The organism is Micromonospora sp. NPDC047756 (assembly GCF_055587245.1).
Genome location: NZ_JBVJGQ010000003.1, coordinates 336926 through 353285, shown reverse-complemented (window position 1 = coordinate 353285; position 16360 = coordinate 336926). Strand labels below are relative to the sequence as shown.

13 protein-coding genes are annotated in these 16360 nt (G+C 71.9%); 4 read left to right on the top strand and 9 right to left on the bottom strand.

What is annotated here, in order from left to right:
• Window positions 1-9: 9 nt before the first annotated feature.
• The 4 genes from ACZ6NZ_RS11025 to ACZ6NZ_RS11010 all read right to left on the bottom strand — a co-directional run bounded on the left by ACZ6NZ_RS11025 (window position 10) and on the right by ACZ6NZ_RS11010 (window position 4408).
• Window positions 10-966: a TAXI family TRAP transporter solute-binding subunit gene (locus ACZ6NZ_RS11025; protein WP_366611604.1), complete on the bottom strand. Its 957-nt coding sequence runs from the start codon at window positions 964-966 to the stop codon at window positions 10-12.
• A 64-nt stretch (window positions 967-1030) separates the two neighbouring features.
• Window positions 1031-1783 carry a hypothetical protein gene (locus ACZ6NZ_RS11020; RefSeq protein ID WP_465857854.1) on the bottom strand — a complete coding sequence of 251 codons (753 nt, stop codon included), beginning with the start codon at window positions 1781-1783 and terminating at the stop codon, window positions 1031-1033.
• A 106-nt stretch (window positions 1784-1889) separates the two neighbouring features.
• Entirely contained in the window at window positions 1890-2687 is a 798-nt protein-coding gene (yaaA, locus tag ACZ6NZ_RS11015; RefSeq protein WP_366611608.1) for a peroxide stress protein YaaA, read from the bottom strand.
• Between the two features lie 65 nt (window positions 2688-2752).
• The gene (locus tag ACZ6NZ_RS11010) at window positions 2753-4408 is read right to left on the bottom strand and encodes an ArnT family glycosyltransferase (protein ID WP_465857851.1); all 1656 of its coding nucleotides are present in this window, start codon (window positions 4406-4408) and stop codon (window positions 2753-2755) included.
• 174 nt (window positions 4409-4582) lie between these two features.
• Between ACZ6NZ_RS11010 and ACZ6NZ_RS11005 the strand changes: the two genes are divergently transcribed.
• Window positions 4583-5623, top strand: coding sequence for an App1 family protein (locus ACZ6NZ_RS11005; protein WP_465858414.1), 1041 nt, complete (start codon window positions 4583-4585; stop codon window positions 5621-5623).
• A 17-nt stretch (window positions 5624-5640) separates the two neighbouring features.
• Here the strand turns inward: ACZ6NZ_RS11005 and ACZ6NZ_RS11000 are convergent, their stop codons facing one another.
• From ACZ6NZ_RS11000 to ACZ6NZ_RS10985, 4 genes are all read right to left on the bottom strand, one after another.
• Complete coding sequence (locus ACZ6NZ_RS11000; RefSeq protein WP_465857849.1) at window positions 5641-5904, bottom strand: hypothetical protein; 264 nt, start codon at window positions 5902-5904, stop codon at window positions 5641-5643.
• A gap of 118 nt (window positions 5905-6022) precedes the next feature.
• The gene (locus tag ACZ6NZ_RS10995; protein WP_465857848.1) at window positions 6023-6415 is read right to left on the bottom strand and encodes a hypothetical protein; all 393 of its coding nucleotides are present in this window, start codon (window positions 6413-6415) and stop codon (window positions 6023-6025) included.
• 229 nt (window positions 6416-6644) lie between these two features.
• Complete coding sequence (glgB, locus tag ACZ6NZ_RS10990) at window positions 6645-8747, bottom strand: 1,4-alpha-glucan branching protein GlgB (RefSeq protein WP_366611614.1); 2103 nt, start codon at window positions 8745-8747, stop codon at window positions 6645-6647.
• On the bottom strand, window positions 8735-10900 hold the full coding sequence (locus tag ACZ6NZ_RS10985; protein WP_465857845.1) for an alpha-1,4-glucan--maltose-1-phosphate maltosyltransferase: 2166 nt from the start codon (window positions 10898-10900) through the stop codon (window positions 8735-8737). Before ACZ6NZ_RS10985 ends, glgB begins: the two co-directional genes overlap by 13 nt.
• 251 nt (window positions 10901-11151) lie before the next feature.
• Between ACZ6NZ_RS10985 and ACZ6NZ_RS10980 the strand changes: the two genes are divergently transcribed.
• Window positions 11152-12105 (top strand): inositol-3-phosphate synthase, encoded by a 954-nt coding sequence (locus ACZ6NZ_RS10980; RefSeq protein ID WP_465857843.1) that lies wholly within the window; start codon window positions 11152-11154, stop codon window positions 12103-12105.
• 12 nt (window positions 12106-12117) lie between these two features.
• On the opposite strand, the gene glgA is transcribed toward ACZ6NZ_RS10980, so the two are convergent.
• Complete coding sequence (gene glgA, locus ACZ6NZ_RS10975; RefSeq protein ID WP_465857841.1) at window positions 12118-13335, bottom strand: glycogen synthase; 1218 nt, start codon at window positions 13333-13335, stop codon at window positions 12118-12120.
• Window positions 13336-13405: 70 nt separating this feature from the next.
• Here glgA and glgC point away from each other — a divergent pair, with 70 nt between their 5' ends.
• Both glgC and pgm read left to right on the top strand, forming a co-directional pair.
• Window positions 13406-14638 (top strand): glucose-1-phosphate adenylyltransferase, encoded by a 1233-nt coding sequence (glgC, locus tag ACZ6NZ_RS10970; RefSeq protein ID WP_366611621.1) that lies wholly within the window; start codon window positions 13406-13408, stop codon window positions 14636-14638.
• Between the two features lie 31 nt (window positions 14639-14669).
• A complete protein-coding gene (pgm, locus tag ACZ6NZ_RS10965) occupies window positions 14670-16313 on the top strand; it encodes a phosphoglucomutase (alpha-D-glucose-1,6-bisphosphate-dependent) (protein WP_465857838.1) in 1644 nt (547 codons plus the stop codon).
• The last annotated feature ends 47 nt before the right edge of the window (window positions 16314-16360 follow it).

Here is a 16360-nt window from a genome sequence, read left to right as displayed (position 1 = left end):
GACCAGCCGTCACGGTTTGGTGGCGCGGTACCAGGACGCGGCGCCGGGGTGCAGCGACAGCGGCGCGGTGACGATCGCCGAGCGAGGGCTCATCCGTCCCGCCGCCGGGTGGGCTGCGGCCAGTTCAGCCCGGCGTTCCATCAGCAGCCGGGTCACCTCACGGACCAGCGGCTCCGGCAGGTCGGCCCGGACGATCAGGTAGTTCGGGTCGGCCACGGTGGTCACCGCGTCCACCCCGTACACCGAGCGGGGGATGTCGCGGGAGACGTAGACCTGGCCGTACCGTGAGCGCAGCGGCTCGGTCCACTCGCTGAGGTCTAGGATCCGGATGGCGCTGGCCTTGGCCAACTCCTCGATGCCGCGGACCGGCAACCCGCCCGAGAAGAAGAACGCGTCGATCCGCCCGGAGCGCAGCGCCGCCACCGAGTCGTCCAGTCCGAGCCGTTCCCGGCGTACCCCGTCACCACCGAGGCGGGCCACCTCCAGCAGCCGGGTCGCGGTGATCTCGGTGCCCGAGCCGGCCGCGCCGACGGAGACTCGCCGGCCGCGCAGGTCGGCGACGGTGCGGACCGGGCCGCCGCTCGTGGTGATCAGGTGCAGTTGGTCGTCGTACACCCGGGCGACGGCGTCGACAGTGGGGCTTCCCGCCGTGCTGGTGGGCAGCACGTCGGCCTGGGTGAAGCCCAGCTCGGCCCCGCCGGAGCCGACGAGTCGCACGTTCTCCGCCGAGGCGGCGGTGACCACCACGCTGGCCCGTACGCCGGGCAGCTCCCGGTTGAGGATGGCCGCCAGGGACTGCCCGAACGCGTAGTAGACAGCGGTGGGGCTGCCGGTGGCGATCCGGATCGACGTCGGCTCGGTCGGCGTGTCCCGGCAGCTGGCGATGGCCAGGTTCGCGATCAGCAGCACCGTCAACAGGGTGGCCGGGCCGGCGCGGCGGGACGAGGTACGACTCACGCGGTGCACTGTGCGCCGTCGGGCGGGTGCGCGCAAGCCCGGGTTGGCGATGCGCTCCGGCGGTCGGGCCCGCTCAGCAGGCCGCGCGACCTGCCGGCGTCATGCCCACGCCCCGTGTGGACGCCGGGGTCACCCCGCGCGCCGTCGCCGTCCCGGGTTCCGCCATCGGGCCGCGCGCCGGTTCCAACGCCGCGCTGCGCAGGATCCGCTGCCGGTCCGGGCCGTCGGCCACGCTGACCAGGAAGCAACCGGTGCCGGGGCGGAGCCGGGCCGGTACGTCGAGCACGGCCGCTCCCCGGATCAGCACCGCGGCCAGCTCCCGGTCGGTGAGCCGGACACCGAGGATGTGCCGACGGACGTGCCGCCCGGCGGCCAGCAACGCCGAGCGCCAGGCCGCCTCCGCCAGGCGGGTCACCAACCGTCGGCGGGCCGGTGAGGCACCGGGCAGCGGCCCGCCGAGCAGCTCCCGTCGCCCCTGCCACCAGCCCGCGTCCAACATCCGGGTGTACGCGCCCTGGTGCTCCCGGGGCACCCACAGCCGGTGCAGCTCGTAGCGGCGACGCAGGCCGCCGACGGCCACCTCGTGGGTGACCGGGATGTCCAGCCGGTTGAGCAGCTGCCGCATCCGCTGCGCGGCGTCCTCCCGGTTGAACTCCACCCCGGCGGTGTGCTCGGCCCGGACCGCGCTGGGCCGGGCGGCGGTCGGTGGTGGTGTGCAGCGCAGCAGGCAGGCAGCCTCGAACGCGTCGCCCAGGGTCAGCCAGCCCAACGGGGATGGGGTGGTCGGGGTGTGCGGCCGGTCGAGCAGGGCGGGTTCGTGGGTCAACGGAGGCTCCCTTGTCGGAGTCTGGGTTGCCCTACCGTGGCCCCTGCCACGCCGTTACGGAACTCCTCCGGCCCAGCCTTGAGCAAATCTTGCGGCTGCGGTGCCGCTAAAGGTCGGTGACCACCAGATCCACCTGCCGCACCCGTCCGGGAGCGGCAGGCTGCTCCAGCACCGTGTGCTTCAGCTCCCGCAGCGTGCCGACCAGCTCCGCCGCGGTGCGCGGTCGGGCGTCGGCGACGAGCAGGTCCCGGACCAGCCGCCCCTTGGTCGCCTTGTTGAAGTGGCTGACCACCGATCGGACCGGCACGCCGTCGACCTCCCGCTCGTGCAGCACCCGGACGGTGACGGTGCGCTCGGCCAGCTCACCGCGCGGCGTCCAGGTGGCCGCGTACGCGCCGGAGCGCAGGTCCAGCACCGGGCCGCGTCCGGCCGCGCCGTCCACCGTCGGCGTCAGCTCCCTGCGCCAGTACGTCGACAGCGCCCCGACGTCGGGCAGGCGGGCGCCGATCGGGCAGCGGTACGGCGGAATCCGGTCGGCCAGTCGCACCGCGCCCCACAGCCCGGAGCTGATCAGGATCGACCGGCGGGCTGCCCGCTGCGCCGTGGCCGGCAACGAGGCCAGGTCCAACGCCTCGTAGAGCACCCCGGTGTAGAGCCGTTCGGCCGGCGCGGTGGCCGCCTCCCGCAGCCGGGCGTTGCGCCGCAGTTCGCCCCGCTGGCCCTCGCTGAGGCCGAGCGCCGCCCGCGCGACCGCCTCGTCCGGCCCGGCGCTCAGCGCCACCAGGGCGTCCAGCACCCGCTCGCGGGCCGGGTTCAGCTCGGGCAGCGAGAGTCGGTCCGCGGCCCAACGCCGTCCGGTGCCAGCGTCGGCCTTTCCCTCCGAGGGCGGCAACAGGATGAGCATGGGTCTCCTCGACGGGCGAAACGGCGGCGCCCCACGCGCCGGCCCGGCCAGCGTACGACCAGCGCCTACCGCCAGGGCCGCACCGGGGTGTCGGGGTGGTACACGCGATAGCCGCCGACCTCCCGCACCGGCGCGGCGTCGGCCCGGTCGGCCAGCAGCCTCCGCAACCGCCGGTCCATCGGCGAGTCGATCTCCACCACGTAGCCCGGCCGCTCCGCCCGCCCCACCTGCCGCCAGTACGGTCGGTAGCGGTTCTGCCCCGGTGACAGGTTCCCGTCGAGCACCCCGCAGACCACCGACTCGTCCGTGTTGAAGATCAACCGGTTGCAGGTCCAGTAGTCCCCGTACACCTCATGGGGTCCGTCGGCGCGCAGCGCGGCGGCCAGCTCCCGGGCCTGGCGTTCCTCGGTCCGCGACGCCGCGGTGCCGGTGGCCGCGAACAGCACGGTGATCACCAGGGTGGTCACGGTCAGGGCGGCCAGCACCGCGGCGGACAGCGCGCCGGTGAACCGCCCCAGCACGCTGCTGGTGCCCCGCCAGGCGGTCAGCGCCGCCACCCAGAGCGGCCAGAGCACCGCCGGCAACGACAGTTGCAGCACCGACAGGTAGCGGGCGTTGTCCAGCGGGCTGGTCGCGGCGAGCGGACTGCGCACGTACGACAGCAGTGTCAACGTCGCGCCGGCGACCAGCGCGAGCTGCACGACGGGCCCGACCCGATCCCCCCGTAGCCCGCCGGCCCCGCGTCCGACCCACTCCGCCCGCGGCGCCCCGGCGGCGCGACGGTACGCGAGCACAGCGAGCGCCGCGCCGGCCAGCAGCAGCACCGGGTACACCACACCGAACCACTGCTGCCAGCGTCCGCAACCGTCCACCGGGCAGAGCCCGTGCGCCAGCGGCACGCCCTCCAGCAGGCCGCCCCGGATCCGGTCGGACCACGGCGGCTGCGGGCCGACCTTGGTGCTGACCTCGCGGAACACCGACAGCGAGTCGTCACCCGGCCCAGCCCGCAGGTTGTCGACGATCATCGGGGCCACGCCGACGACCGTCCCCGCCACCAGCAGCAGACCGGACCAGCCGAGCAGCTCCCCCCGTACCGCCCAGATCAGGGCCAACCCGGCGACCGCGAGGTACGGCAGGATCAGCCAGTCCGACCAGACGGCCAGCCCGACGAGCAGCCCGAACAGGCCGACCGCCAACCGTCGGCGGTGGACCGTGCCGGCGGCCAGCCCCACGGTGATCAGCAGCATCAGCAGCACCGCCGGCTTCACCTCCGGCCGCCCGCCGACGACGGTGAGCTGGTCGCGCACCACCCGCTCCGGCCCGAGCGCCAGCAGACCCACCACGAACGCGGCGAACCACGGGGTGCAGAGGCGGCGGGTCAACCGGTGGATCAGGTAGAGGAAGATCGCGTACAGCGCGAGCATCGGCAGGCGCAGCACCGGCCAGCTCGGCCCGGCCACCGCCACCAGGGGAGCGGCCAGGTACGACTCCAACATCCCCATGTAGTGCTGGCCGTAGAGGAAGACCGGGCGTTCCCGGCCCTGCCCGATGTGCAGCGCGGCGAGACCGAACGTCGCCTCGTCGCTGTTCGACACCGGCACCGTGAACAGCGTCAGGACCAGCCGGTAGACGACACCGGCGAGCCCGAACAGCAGCGCGGCGAGCGCCGGTCGATCGAGTCGCGGGCGCCATCGCCCACGGTGCTGCTCTGGATGCGACACGACCAACGCCCCCGTCGTCGTCCCGACCGGAGTGTTTCACGTTCGGCCGGGCCGCCGAGGCCGATCGGCGCAGCCCGGTGGGGCTGGGTGGGCCGCACGGACGTCCGGGCCGGATCGGCGCGGCCGGGGTCGGCTCGCGTGGCCGTGGCTGTCGACGTGTGGCAGGGTTGGCGGGTGCCACCCACTCCCGCCGGCCAACTGGCCGTTCCGAACCTGCACCGGGCTGCGCGGATCGAGGACGCCGTGCACCAGCTCGTCGAGCGCCGGCTGCGGCGCACCGGCTGGCGGGTCAACATCGTCGCGTACACCGGTTATGGCGCGCCGGGTTGGGTGCGGGTGATGTGTCGGGTGCTGCTGGGCCGTCCGGACACGCGTCAACGGGGTCGGCTCGACAAGGTTCGCGGCTGGCGCAGCTTCACGACGCTGCCCAACAAGCACGTGACGGTGACCATCGAGGCCGGCGGGGTGCGCCACGAGACGCGGGCCGACCGCAGCGGGTTCGTCGACACCCTGGTCGAGGCGGACCTGCCGCCCGGTTGGGGTACGGTCCGGCTTAGCGTCCCGGACGCCGAGCCCGTCGACGCCCCGGTGCGCATCCTCGACCCGGAGGTCAGGTTCGGCATCATCTCCGACATCGACGACACGGTGATGGTGACGGCGCTGCCCCGGCCGCTGCTCGCCGCATGGAACACCTTCGTGCTCGACGAGCACGCCCGCAACGCGGTTCCCGGCATGGCGGTGCTCTACGAGCGGCTGGTCACCTCGCATCCCGGCGCACCGGTCTTCTACCTCTCGACCGGCGCCTGGAACGTGGCCCCGACCCTGACCCGCTTCCTGTCCCGCCACCTCTACCCGGCCGGGCCGCTGCTGCTCACCGACTGGGGCCCGACCGCCGACCGCTGGTTCCGCAGCGGCATGGAACACAAGCGGTCCACCCTGGCCCGGCTGGCCAAGGAGTTCCCCGACGTGCGCTGGCTGCTCGTCGGCGACGACGGCCAGCACGACCAGGAGATCTACCGGGAGTTCGCCGCCGCCCACCCGGAGAACGTCGCCGGGGTGGCGATCCGCCGGCTCTCCCCGACGCAGTCGGTGCTGGCCGGCACCCTGCCCGCCCCGGCCGGCCGCCCGTCGTCGGGGCCGGTGGGGCAGAAGTGGCTGTCCGCCCCCGACGGCGCCGGCCTCTGGCAGTTGCTCCGCGACGCCGGCCTGGTCTGACCGTCAGCCCCGCTGAGCTATCGGCCGTCGAACACGTCTTCGAGGACAAGTCTCGCCCGGCCGGGGACCTCTTCGTCCGGAAAGATCTCGGCGCAGAGGTCGAGGACCTCTTCGGGGTTGTTCAGCCCGAGGTGCTCCACCAGGAAGCGGATGTTCAGCCACCACCGCGGCAGCCCGAGCTCATCCGCGACGGCCCGCGCTTCGTCGAGCACGATGCCGTGCGGCTGAAACACAGCGTCGATGTCCCGGGTCGCCCGACGGGCGTCGTAGGCCAGCGCCATTGCAGCTCCACCGAAGATGTGTACAGGTCGGCGATCACACCTCGCTTCGCCAGCCGGTCACCGAGCCTCCGGAAGGCGTCCTCGATGGCAGTACGGTCCAGCAGCGGATCGTCGGCGCTCACGCGACCTTCAACTCCTGTGGGGAGATGAACACCCCACGGCGCCGGAACGCCGCAGGCGAGTGCACCACGGCGTCGACGCGGGCGGCGCGAGTGTTGAAGGGGAACCAGAACCGCCGTAGCGACCGCGTCTCGACCCACGAGGCAGCGCCGCGCCCGTCGCGGGCGGCGAGGTACTCCGTCAGCGCCGCGAGGAAGACGTCCCAATGATCGTCACCGGTCGGCGCTGGCTCCTGGATCAGCAAGTCAGCGCGACGCTCGGACGCTTCCCAGCTGTACTCCTCCAGAAACTCCGCCACCAGACGCCACCGCCTGGAGTCGTCGACCCCGGCGAGCAGGACGCCCAAGCGTGCCACCGTCATCGGCTCGTACATCGCAGGACGATTGCTCACAGCGTCAACGCTAGTACAAGGCCGCGCCGATCCTCGGTAAGGCTCTGTCCTTTCAACTGCAGCGGATGGTTGCCCTACCGCCCGTTACGGTTCCCTCCGACCCGCGCGAGCAGCGGACGGGGAGCGACGCGGACGTGGACAGAGACGTGACCGCGCGCCTACAGGGCGAGCAGATCGCGGCGTACGAGCGGAGCGGGCCGTTCTGGGGGCGTCTACGCAGTTGGCGGGATCAGCTCTGGCGGAGCCAGACGGCACCCAGCGGCGGCACCTGGAGGGCCGCCGAGGCCACCATCCCGTGCCACGGCACGTCCTCGGCCCGTACCTCGCCCAGGTTGCCCACCCCGGACCCGCCGTAGTGGTGCGCGTCGGTGTTGAGCACCTCCTGCCAGGTGCCGCCGGCCGGCAGGCCGATCCGGTAGTCGTGCAGCGGCTGGGCGGAGAAGTTCGCCACGCACACCAGCGTCGAGCCGTCCGGGGCGATCCGGACGAACGACACGGTGTTGTTGGCGACGTCGTCGCCGGCGATCCAGCGAAAGCCCGCCGGCTCGGTGTCCTGCGCCCAGAGCGCCGGGGTGTCCCGGTAGACCCGGTTGAGGTCACCGACGAGTCGTTGCACACCGGCGCGGGCCGGGTCGTGGAGCAGGTACCAGTCGAGGCCGCGCTCCTCGCTCCACTCCCGGTCGTCGGCCATCTCGGAGCCCATGAAGAGCAGCTGCTTGCCGGGGTGCGCCCACATGTACGCCAGCAGCGCCCGCACGTTCGCCAGCCGCTGCCAGGTGTCGCCGGGCATCTTGCCGGCCAGTGAGCCCTTGCCGTGCACCACCTCGTCGTGGCTGATCGGCAGCACGTAGTTCTCGCTCCAGGCGTACGCCAAGGAGAAGGTGAGCTGGTGGTGGTGGTGCTGGCGGTAGATCGGGTCCTTCGAGGTGTAGAGCAGGGTGTCGTGCATCCAGCCCATGTTCCACTTGAACCCGAAGCCCAGCCCTCCGCCGGCGGTGGACTGGGTGACCCCCGGCCAGGCGGTGGACTCCTCGGCGATCATGACGACGCCGGCGTGGTGCTTGTAGACCGTCGCGTTCACCTCCTGCATGAACGCGATGGCCTCCAAATTCTCCCGGCCGCCGTACCTGTTGGGGGCCCACTCGCCGTGGTTGCGGGAGTAGTCCAGGTAGAGCATCGAGGCGACCGCGTCGACCCGCAGCCCGTCGACGTGGAACTGGTCGCACCAGTAGAGCGCGTTGGCGACCAGGAAGTTGCGGACCTCGTTGCGGCCGAAGTCGAAGACGTACGTGCCCCAGTCGGGGTGCTCGCCGCGCCGCGGGTCGGGGTGCTCGTAGAGCGGGGTGCCGTCGAACCGGGCCAGGGCCCACTCGTCCTTCGGGAAGTGCGCGGGCACCCAGTCCAGGAGGACGCCGACGCCGGCCTCGTGCAGCCGGTCCACCAGGTGGCGGAACTCGTCCGGGTCGCCGAACCGGGAGGTCGGCGCGTAGTAGCCGGTCACCTGGTAGCCCCAGGAGCCGCCGAACGGGTGCTCCATCACGGGCAGGAACTCCACGTGCGTGAAGCCCAGCTCGGTGACGTACGCGGTGAGCTGCTCGGCCAGCTCGCGGTAGCCCAGGCCGGGCCGCCACGAGCCGAGGTGCACCTCGTAGACGCTCATCGGCTCCTGGTGCGGCTGCCGTTCGGCCCGGCGGGCCAGCCAGTCCGCGTCGTTCCACCGGTACGTCGAGTGGTGCACCACCGAGGCGGTGGCCGGCGGCACCTCGGCGTACGCCGCGAGCGGGTCGGCCTTGTCCCGCCACTGCCCGTCTGCGCCCAGCACCCGGTACTTGTAGCGGGCTCCGACCCGGGCGTTGGGCACGAACAGCTCCCACACCCCGCTGGAGCCGAGCGACCGCATCGGCCAGCCGTCGTCGGGGCCCCAGCCGGTGAAGTCGCCGATCACCCGCACCCCACGGGCGTTGGGCGCCCAGACGCTGAACGCCACGCCCTCGTCGAAGACCCGGGCGCCGAGCGCCTCCCACAGCCGCTCGTGCCGGCCCTCACGGATCAGGTGCAGGTCCAGCTCACCGAGGGTCGGCGGGTAGCGGTACGGGTCGTCGTGGGTGGTCCCGTCGACCTCCAGCCGGTAGTCGAGCACCGTGCCGTCGACCTGTGCCTCGAAGACGCCCACGTCGTGCACCCGCTTCATCGGGTGCCGTTCGTCGCCGACGAGCAGCGCGACGTCGCCGGCGCCCCGTCGCATCGTGCGGATCGTCGTCGAGTCGTCGGCGGGGTGCGCGCCGAGCAGCGCGTGCGGGTCGTGCGTCGCGCCGGAGATCAGCTGGTCCATCGGTCGTCCTTCGGTGCGGCATCGGTCGGTGCCGGGGCGGACCGGCGGGCGGTCGACCGGCGCGGAGGGGTCGGAACGGGGCCGGACCGGCGGGGCGGAGTCGGCACCGGGATCGTCGGCGCGGTGCCGCCGGACAGCTCCTCCGGGACGTCGGCGACGGTGAGGTCCGCCGGTTCGGCGCCGGCGGGATCCGGCGCGGCGGGCGCGACCGGGCGGCGCACGGTCAGCACGTGCGCGGGTTGCAGGTACGGGTCGAGGCGTACCGCGTTGCGCTGACCCCAGTCGTAACTCGTGCCGGTCAGCTCGTCGTACACGGTGAACCGCTCGTGCCAGTCGAAGCCGAGCGCCGGCATGTCGAGCGTGGTGTTGCCCCACTGCACGACGCGCGGGTCGAACGAGCAGATCACGATGACCGTGTTGCCGGTCTCCGGGTCATGCTTCGACCAGCAGAGCAACGCCGGGTTGTCGATCTCGTGGAAGCGCAGGTTGCGGAGCTGGTGCAGGGCCGGGTTGTCCCGGCGTACCCGGTTGAGGGTGGTCAGGAACGGTGCCAGCGAACGGCCCTGCGCCTCCGCCGCGGCCCAGTCCCGGGGTCGCAGCTCGTACTTCTCGTTGTCCAGGTACTCCTCGGCGCCCGGCCGGGCCACGTGCTCGAACAGCTCGTAGCCCGCGTACAGGCCCCAGGAGGGGGAGAGCAGCGCGGCCAACACCGCCCGGATCTTGAACATCGGCGGGCCGCCGTGCTGCAACGACTCGTGCAGGATGTCCGGGGTGTTCGGCCAGAAGTTCGGCCGCATGTAGTCGGCCGCCTCGATCAACTCTTCGCAGTACGCCCGCATCTCGGCGGCCGTCGTGCGCCAGGTGAAATAGGTGTACGACTGCGTGAAGCCGATCTTGCCGAGGCCGTGCATGATGGCCGGCCGGGTGAACGCCTCGGCCAGGAACAGCACGTCCGGGTCGATCTTCTTGACCTCGGCGATCAGCCAGTGCCAGAAGTCGAACGGCTTGGTGTGCGGGTTGTCCACCCGGAAGATCCGGATGCCCTCGCCGACCCAGTGCAGCACCACCCGCAGCACCTCGGCCCGGATGCCCTCCGGGTCGTTGTCGAAGTTGACCGGGTAGATGTCCTGGTACTTCTTCGGCGGGTTCTCCGCGTACGCGATGCTGCCGTCGGCGCGGGTGGTGAACCACTCCGGGTGCTCGGTGACCCACGGGTGGTCCGGCGCGCACTGCAACGCCAGGTCCATCGCCACTTCCAGGCCCTGTGCCGCCGCCGCCTGGGTGAAGGCCCGGAAGTCTGCCGGCGTACCCAGGTCGGGGTGGATCGTGTCGTGGCCGCCCTCGGCGGCGCCGATCGCCCACGGTGAGCCCACGTCGGTCGGCCCGGCGGTGAGCGCGTTGTTCGGGCCCTTGCGGTTGACCCGGCCGATCGGGTGGATCGGCGGCAGGTAGAGCACGTCGAAGCCCATCGCGGCCACCCCTGGCAGCCGCTCGGTGGCGGTCGCGAAGGTGCCGGACCGCCCGCCCGCCGCGCCTTCCGAGCGGGGAAAGAACTCGTACCAGGCCGAGTAGAGCGCCCGTTTGCGGTCAACCCAGATCGAGTACGTCTCACCGGCGGTGACCAACTCCCGCACCGGGTGCTCCCAGAGCAGGTCGGCCAGGGCCAGCGCCGGACCGACCCGTTGGGCCAGCGGCAGGTCGGTGTCGACCAGCGCGGTGAGCGCATCGGCGACGCGGGGCCGGTCGGCGGTCGGCACGAGGTGCCGGGCGGCGGCGAGCACCCGGGCGCCCTCGGCCAGGTCGTTGGCCAGGTCCTCCGGCCCCTGCCCGGCGGCGATCTTCTTGGTCACCGCGTTCTGCCAGGTCAGGTACGGGTCCTGAAACGCCTCGACGGAGAAGGTCCACGCGCCGACGGCGTCCGGTGCGATGGTGGCGTGCCAGCGGTCCTGGCCGGGCTCGCCGGGGCGCATCCGGGTGAACGGCCGGCCCGCGCCGTCCGGACCAGCCCACACCACGTTGCAGCCCAGCGCGTCGTGCCCCTCCCGGTAGGCGCGCGCCGACACCGGAACCGGCTCGTCGACCACCGCCTTGGCCGGGTATCGCCCGCACGAGACGACGGGGGAGACGTCTTCGATCGGGAACCGTCCAGTCACTCCGCCAACCTACTGCGCGAGATCCGTTCGCGCGCGGCCAAGCCTGCCAGCCGGCGGTCGGGCTCTCCCCGAACCGGGCCCGTCGCTCGCCTCGGCGGGTCGAGTCCGGGGGACGGACGTCGCGGTGAGCCTGATGACACAGGGGCATCGTGATGACTCAGGGACATCACGCTCGCCGCGGTGTTCCTCGCGCGGAGGTCACACTCCGTTGCGTACCGGCGCGACGGGCGGAGGTGACGTAGCCTCCCGCCATGTTCGAACGGGTGAGGGTCGCGGTTGTCGGGGTCGGTAACAACACGTCGGCACTGGTGCAGGGGCTGGCTCTCCACCGTCAGAGCGGCAGCCTGGTCGGAATCCGCAGGCCGGCGATCGACGGGCTCGGGGTGGGGGACATCGACATCGTCGCGGCCTTCGCCACCTCCGAGGAGAAGGTCGGTCGGGACCTGACCGAGGCGATCTTCCTGGCACCCAACAACTTCCCCCGGCTGGACTGCGACCTGCCCACAGCGGGCGTACCGGTCACGAAGGGCCTCGTCGACGCGACCGAGGTGCCGCGGGTGGCGGCGGCTCTGGCGGGCGCGGAGGTGCTGCTCTACTCGGCGCCCAGCGGCCGGCCGGAGACCGCTCAGGCGTACGCCGAGGCGGCTCACACGGCGGGCCTCGCATTCATCAACACCACCGCCGACCCGGTCGCCCGCGATCCACGCCGGATGGAGAGGTTCGAGGCGGCCGGTCTGCCGCTGCTCGGCGACGACCTGGCCAGCCAGTTCGGCACCTCGGTGCTGCACAAGGCGCTGCTACGGCTGCTTGAGGAACGCGGCCTCACCCTGGTCAGCTCCTACCAGGTCAACCTGGGCGGCACCGAGGACTTCCGCAACCTGGTCGAGAACCCCGACACCAAGATGCGGTCCAAGCTCAACGCGCTGCCGAAAGGCCGGGCCGCCGACAGCGTCGAGGTCGCCCCGCTCGGCTACCTGCCGCACCTGCGCTCGCAGAAGGTGGCGCACCTCAACCTGGAGGCCCAGGGCTGGGGTGCGACAGCGGTGAGCCTCGACGTGAAACTGAAGGTGCACGACCCGAGTGGTGCCGCCGGGGTCAACATCGACCTGATCCGCATCGCCGCGAGCGCGCTACGGGACGGGCGTGGTGGTCACTGCGACGAGGCGACCTCGTTGTTCAAGTCGCCGCCGGGAACGTCGATCTGACGTCGGTCCCCCTCAGGCCGCGCCGACCGAGCGGTAGACCTCCAGGGTCTGCCGGGCGATGGCGTCCCAGGAGAAGTGCTCGACCGCGCGCCGGCGGCCGGCCAGGCCGAACCGTTCGGTGCGCGCCGGGTCGGCGAGCAGTGTGTTGACCGCTGCCGCCAGGTCGGCCACGAACTTCTCCGGCTCCAACGGGGTGCCGGAGCCGTCGGTGGCCTGCGCGATCGGCACCAGCAGGCCGGTCTCGTCGTCGGCCACGACCTCGGGAATGCCGCCGGTCGCGGTCGCCACCACGGCCGTCTCGCAGGCCATCGCCTCCAGGTTGACGATGCCCATCGGTTCGTAGACCGACGGGCAGACGAACACGGTGGCGTGCGTCAGCACCTGGATCACCTCGGGCTTGGGCAGCATCTCGGCCACCCAGACCACGCCGGAACGGTTGGCCCGCAGCTCGGCGACCAACTCCTCCACCTCGGCGGCGATCTCGGCGGTGTCCGGCGCGCCCGCCAGCAGGACGAGCTGGGTGTCCGCCGGCAACTCCCGGGCGGCCCGCAGCAGGTACGGCAGCCCCTTCTGCCGGGTGATCCTGCCCACGTAGACCACGCTGGGGCGGGACGGGTCGACACCGAGCCGGTCGAGCACGTCGGTGCCCTGATCCGGGGCGTACTGGACGGTGTCGATGCCGTTGTAGACCACCCGGACCCGGTCGGGGTCGATCTGCGGGTACGCGGTGAGCACGTCGTTGCGCATCCCGCCACTGACCGCGATCACCGCGTCGGCGGCCTCCATCGCGGTGCGCTCGATCCAGGAGGAGAGCGCGTAACCGCCTCCGAGCTGCTCGGCCTTCCACGGCCGCAGCGGCTCCAGGCTGTGCGCGGTCACCACGTGCGGCACCCCGTGCAGCAGCTTCGCGGTGTGGCCGGCCAGGTTCGCGTACCAGGTGTGGCTGTGCACCACGTCGGTGCCGGCCGCGCCGGCGGCCATCTCCAGGTCCACGCCCATCGTGCGCAGCGCGGCGTTCGCGCCGGTCAGACCCGGCGGTTCGGCGTACGCGGTGACGCCCGGCTCGGTGCGCGGCAGGCCGAAGCAGTGCACCCGTACGTCGGCGAGGCCGCGCAACTCCCGAGCCAGGTACTCGACGTGCACGCCCGCGCCGCCGTAGACCTCCGGTGGGTACTCGCGGGTGAGCAGATCGACGCGCAGGGATCCGGTGGCCGGGGAGGAGTCGGTCATGTGCGCACCCTAGTGCAGAAGACTCCCCGTACGAGTGGTGAAGTGGGACGCGGGTGGATAGCGTCGTGGCATGGCTGCCAAGGTGCTCGCGATCGTCCTGGCGGGTGGGGAGGGCAAGCGCCTGATGCCGCTCACCACGGATCGGGCCAAGCCGGCCGTCCCGTTCGGCGGGATGTACCGCATGGTCGACTTCGTCCTCTCCAACCTGGCCAACGCCGGCTATCTCAAGATCGTCGTGCTGACCCAGTACAAGTCCCACTCTCTCGACCGACACATCACCAAGACCTGGCGGATGTCCACGCTGCTCGGCAACTACGTCACCCCGGTGCCCGCGCAGCAGCGTCGTGGCCCGTGGTGGTTCGCCGGCTCGGCCGACGCCATCTACCAGAGCTTCAACCTCATCAACGACGAGCAGCCCGACTACGTGATCGTCTTCGGCGCCGACCACATCTACCGGATGGACCCGCGGCAGATGGTGGAGGACCACATCGCCTCCGGCGCGGCGGTGACCGTCGCTGGCATCCGCCAGCCGCTGTCGATGGCCGACCAGTTCGGCGTCATCGAGGTCGGCGAGGACGGCAAGCGGATCCGGGCGTTCCGCGAGAAGCCCACCGACGCCGTCGGCCTGCCCGACGCGCCGGACGAGATCTACGCCTCGATGGGTAACTACGTCTTCACCACCCGGGCGCTCTGCGAGGCGGTCGAGCGCGACGCCGAAGACAAGTCCAGCAAGCACGACATGGGCGGCAGCATCATCCCGATGCTCGTCGAGCGCGGCGAGGCGAACGTCTACGACTTCCGCGACAACGAGGTGCCGGGCAGCACCGACCGCGATCGCGGCTACTGGCGCGACGTGGGGACGCTCGACTCGTTCTACGACGCGCACATGGATCTGATCAACGTGCACCCCGTCTTCAACATGTACAACTTCGACTGGCCGATCTACACCGAGCAGCTGCCGTGGCCGCCGGCGAAGTTCGTCCACCAGTGGGGTGAGCGGGTCGGCCGAGCGGTCGGCTCGATGGTTTCCCCGGGCGTGGTGATCTCCGGCTCGTTGGTGGAGAACTCGATCGTGTCGCCGAAGGTGCGGGTGCACTCCTGGGCGCACGTCGAGGGCTCGGTGCTGATGGAGGGTGTGGAGATCGGCCGGCACGCGGTGGTCCGGCGGGCCATCCTGGACAAGAACGTGTTCGTCCCGGAGGGCGTCGAGATCGGCGTCGACCTGGAGAAGGACCGGCAGCGTTACACCGTTTCCGACAACGGCATCGTGGTGATCGGCAAGGGCCAGAAGGTCGAGCCGTGACCGACAGGCACTCCCCGAGGAGGATCCCGCAGTGACCCACCCCCGTGCCGGCCAGCCCGCCGAGCCCGCCGACCTGGTCGACGTGCCGCGCCTGGTGACCGCCTACTACGCCGAGCATCCGGACCCCGCGGACCCGGCCCAGCAGGTCTCCTTCGGCACCTCCGGCCACCGTGGCTCCAGCCTGCGCAACGCGTTCAACTCCGACCACATCCTGGCGGTCACCCAGGCGCTCTGCGACTACCGGCGCGAACAGGGGCTCGACGGGCCGCTCTTCCTCGCCCGGGACACCCACGCGCTCTCCGCGCCGGCCGCGGTGGACGCCCTGGAGGTGCTCGCCGCCAACGGGGTCACCGTGCTGGTGGACAGCCGCGACGGTTACACCCCGACCCCGGCGCTGTCGCACGCGATCCTCACCCACAACCGTGGGCGGACCAGCGGGCTCGCCGACGGCATCGTCATCACCCCGTCGCACAACCCGCCCGACGACGGCGGTTTCAAGTACAACCCCACGAACGGTGGGCCGGCCGACACCGACGTGACCAGGTGGATCCAGGACCGGGCCAACGCCATCCTCGCCGCCGGGCTCAAGGAGGTCCGCCGGATCACCTACGCGCGGGCGCGGGCCGCCGACACCACCGGGGAGTACGACTTCCTCGCCAGCTACGTCGACGACCTGCCGGCGGCGATCGACATCGACGCGATCCGCGATGCGGGGATCCGCATCGGCGCGGACCCGTTGGGCGGGGCGAGCGTGGCGTACTGGGGTGAGATCGCCGAGCGGCACCGCCTGGATCTGACAGTGGTCAACCCGAACGTCGACCCGACCTGGCGGTTCATGACCCTGGACGGCGACGGCAAGATCCGAATGGACTGCTCCTCGCCGAATGCGATGGCGTCGCTGATCGCCGCGCGGGCCGACTACCAGATCTCCACGGGCAACGACGCCGACGCCGACCGGCACGGCATCGTCACCCCGGACGCCGGGCTGATGAACCCCAACCACTACCTGGCGGTGGCGATCGGTCACCTGTTCCGTACCCGCACCGAATGGGGCCCGGACGCCGCGGTGGGCAAGACCCTGGTCTCCTCGTCGATGATCGACCGGGTCGCCGCCGACCTGGGTCGGCCGCTGCTGGAGGTGCCGGTCGGCTTCAAGTGGTTCGTGCCCGGCCTGCTCGACGGCGCGGTCGGCTTCGGTGGCGAGGAGAGCGCCGGGGCGTCGTTCCTGCGGCGTGACGGCTCGACGTGGACCACCGACAAGGACGGCCTGCTGCTCTGCCTGCTGGCCGCCGAGATCCAGGCCACCACCGGCCGCAGCCCGAGCGAGCACTGGGCGGAGCTGGCCGAGCGTTTCGGCGCGCCCGCGTACGCCCGGATCGACGCTCCGGCCACCCGGGAGCAGAAGGCCGTGCTCGCCAAGCTCTCCCCGGAGCAGGTCACCGCCACCGAGCTGGCCGGCGAGCCGATCACCGCGACGTTGACCACCGCGCCCGGTAACGGCGCGGCGATCGGCGGCCTCAAGGTCAGCACCGAGTCCGGCTGGTTCGCCGCCCGTCCGTCCGGCACCGAGGACGTCTACAAGATCTACGCCGAGTCGTTCCAGGGCCCCGACCACCTCAAGCAGATCCAGGAAGAAGCCAAAAACCTGGTAGACCAAGCCCTAACCCAGCCCTAACCCCGCAGCCCCCCAGTCCCCACCCTCTCCCGCCCCGTGGCAGTTGA

What these genes read in the sequence shown, in the direction of transcription:
- ACZ6NZ_RS10980 (WP_465857843.1), top strand. Translation starts at nt 11,152, where the DNA reads ATGTTCGAACGGGTGAGGGTCGCGGTTGTCGGGGTCGGTAACAACACG.
- ACZ6NZ_RS11000 (WP_465857849.1), bottom strand. Translation starts at nt 5,904, where the DNA reads ATGGCGCTGGCCTACGACGCCCGTCGGGCGACCCGGGACATCGACGCT.
- glgC (WP_366611621.1), top strand. Translation starts at nt 13,406, where the DNA reads ATGGCTGCCAAGGTGCTCGCGATCGTCCTGGCGGGTGGGGAGGGCAAG.
- glgA (WP_465857841.1), bottom strand. Translation starts at nt 13,335, where the DNA reads ATGACCGACTCCTCCCCGGCCACCGGATCCCTGCGCGTCGATCTGCTC.
- yaaA (WP_366611608.1), bottom strand. Translation starts at nt 2,687, where the DNA reads ATGCTCATCCTGTTGCCGCCCTCGGAGGGAAAGGCCGACGCTGGCACC.
- glgB (WP_366611614.1), bottom strand. Translation starts at nt 8,747, where the DNA reads ATGGACCAGCTGATCTCCGGCGCGACGCACGACCCGCACGCGCTGCTC.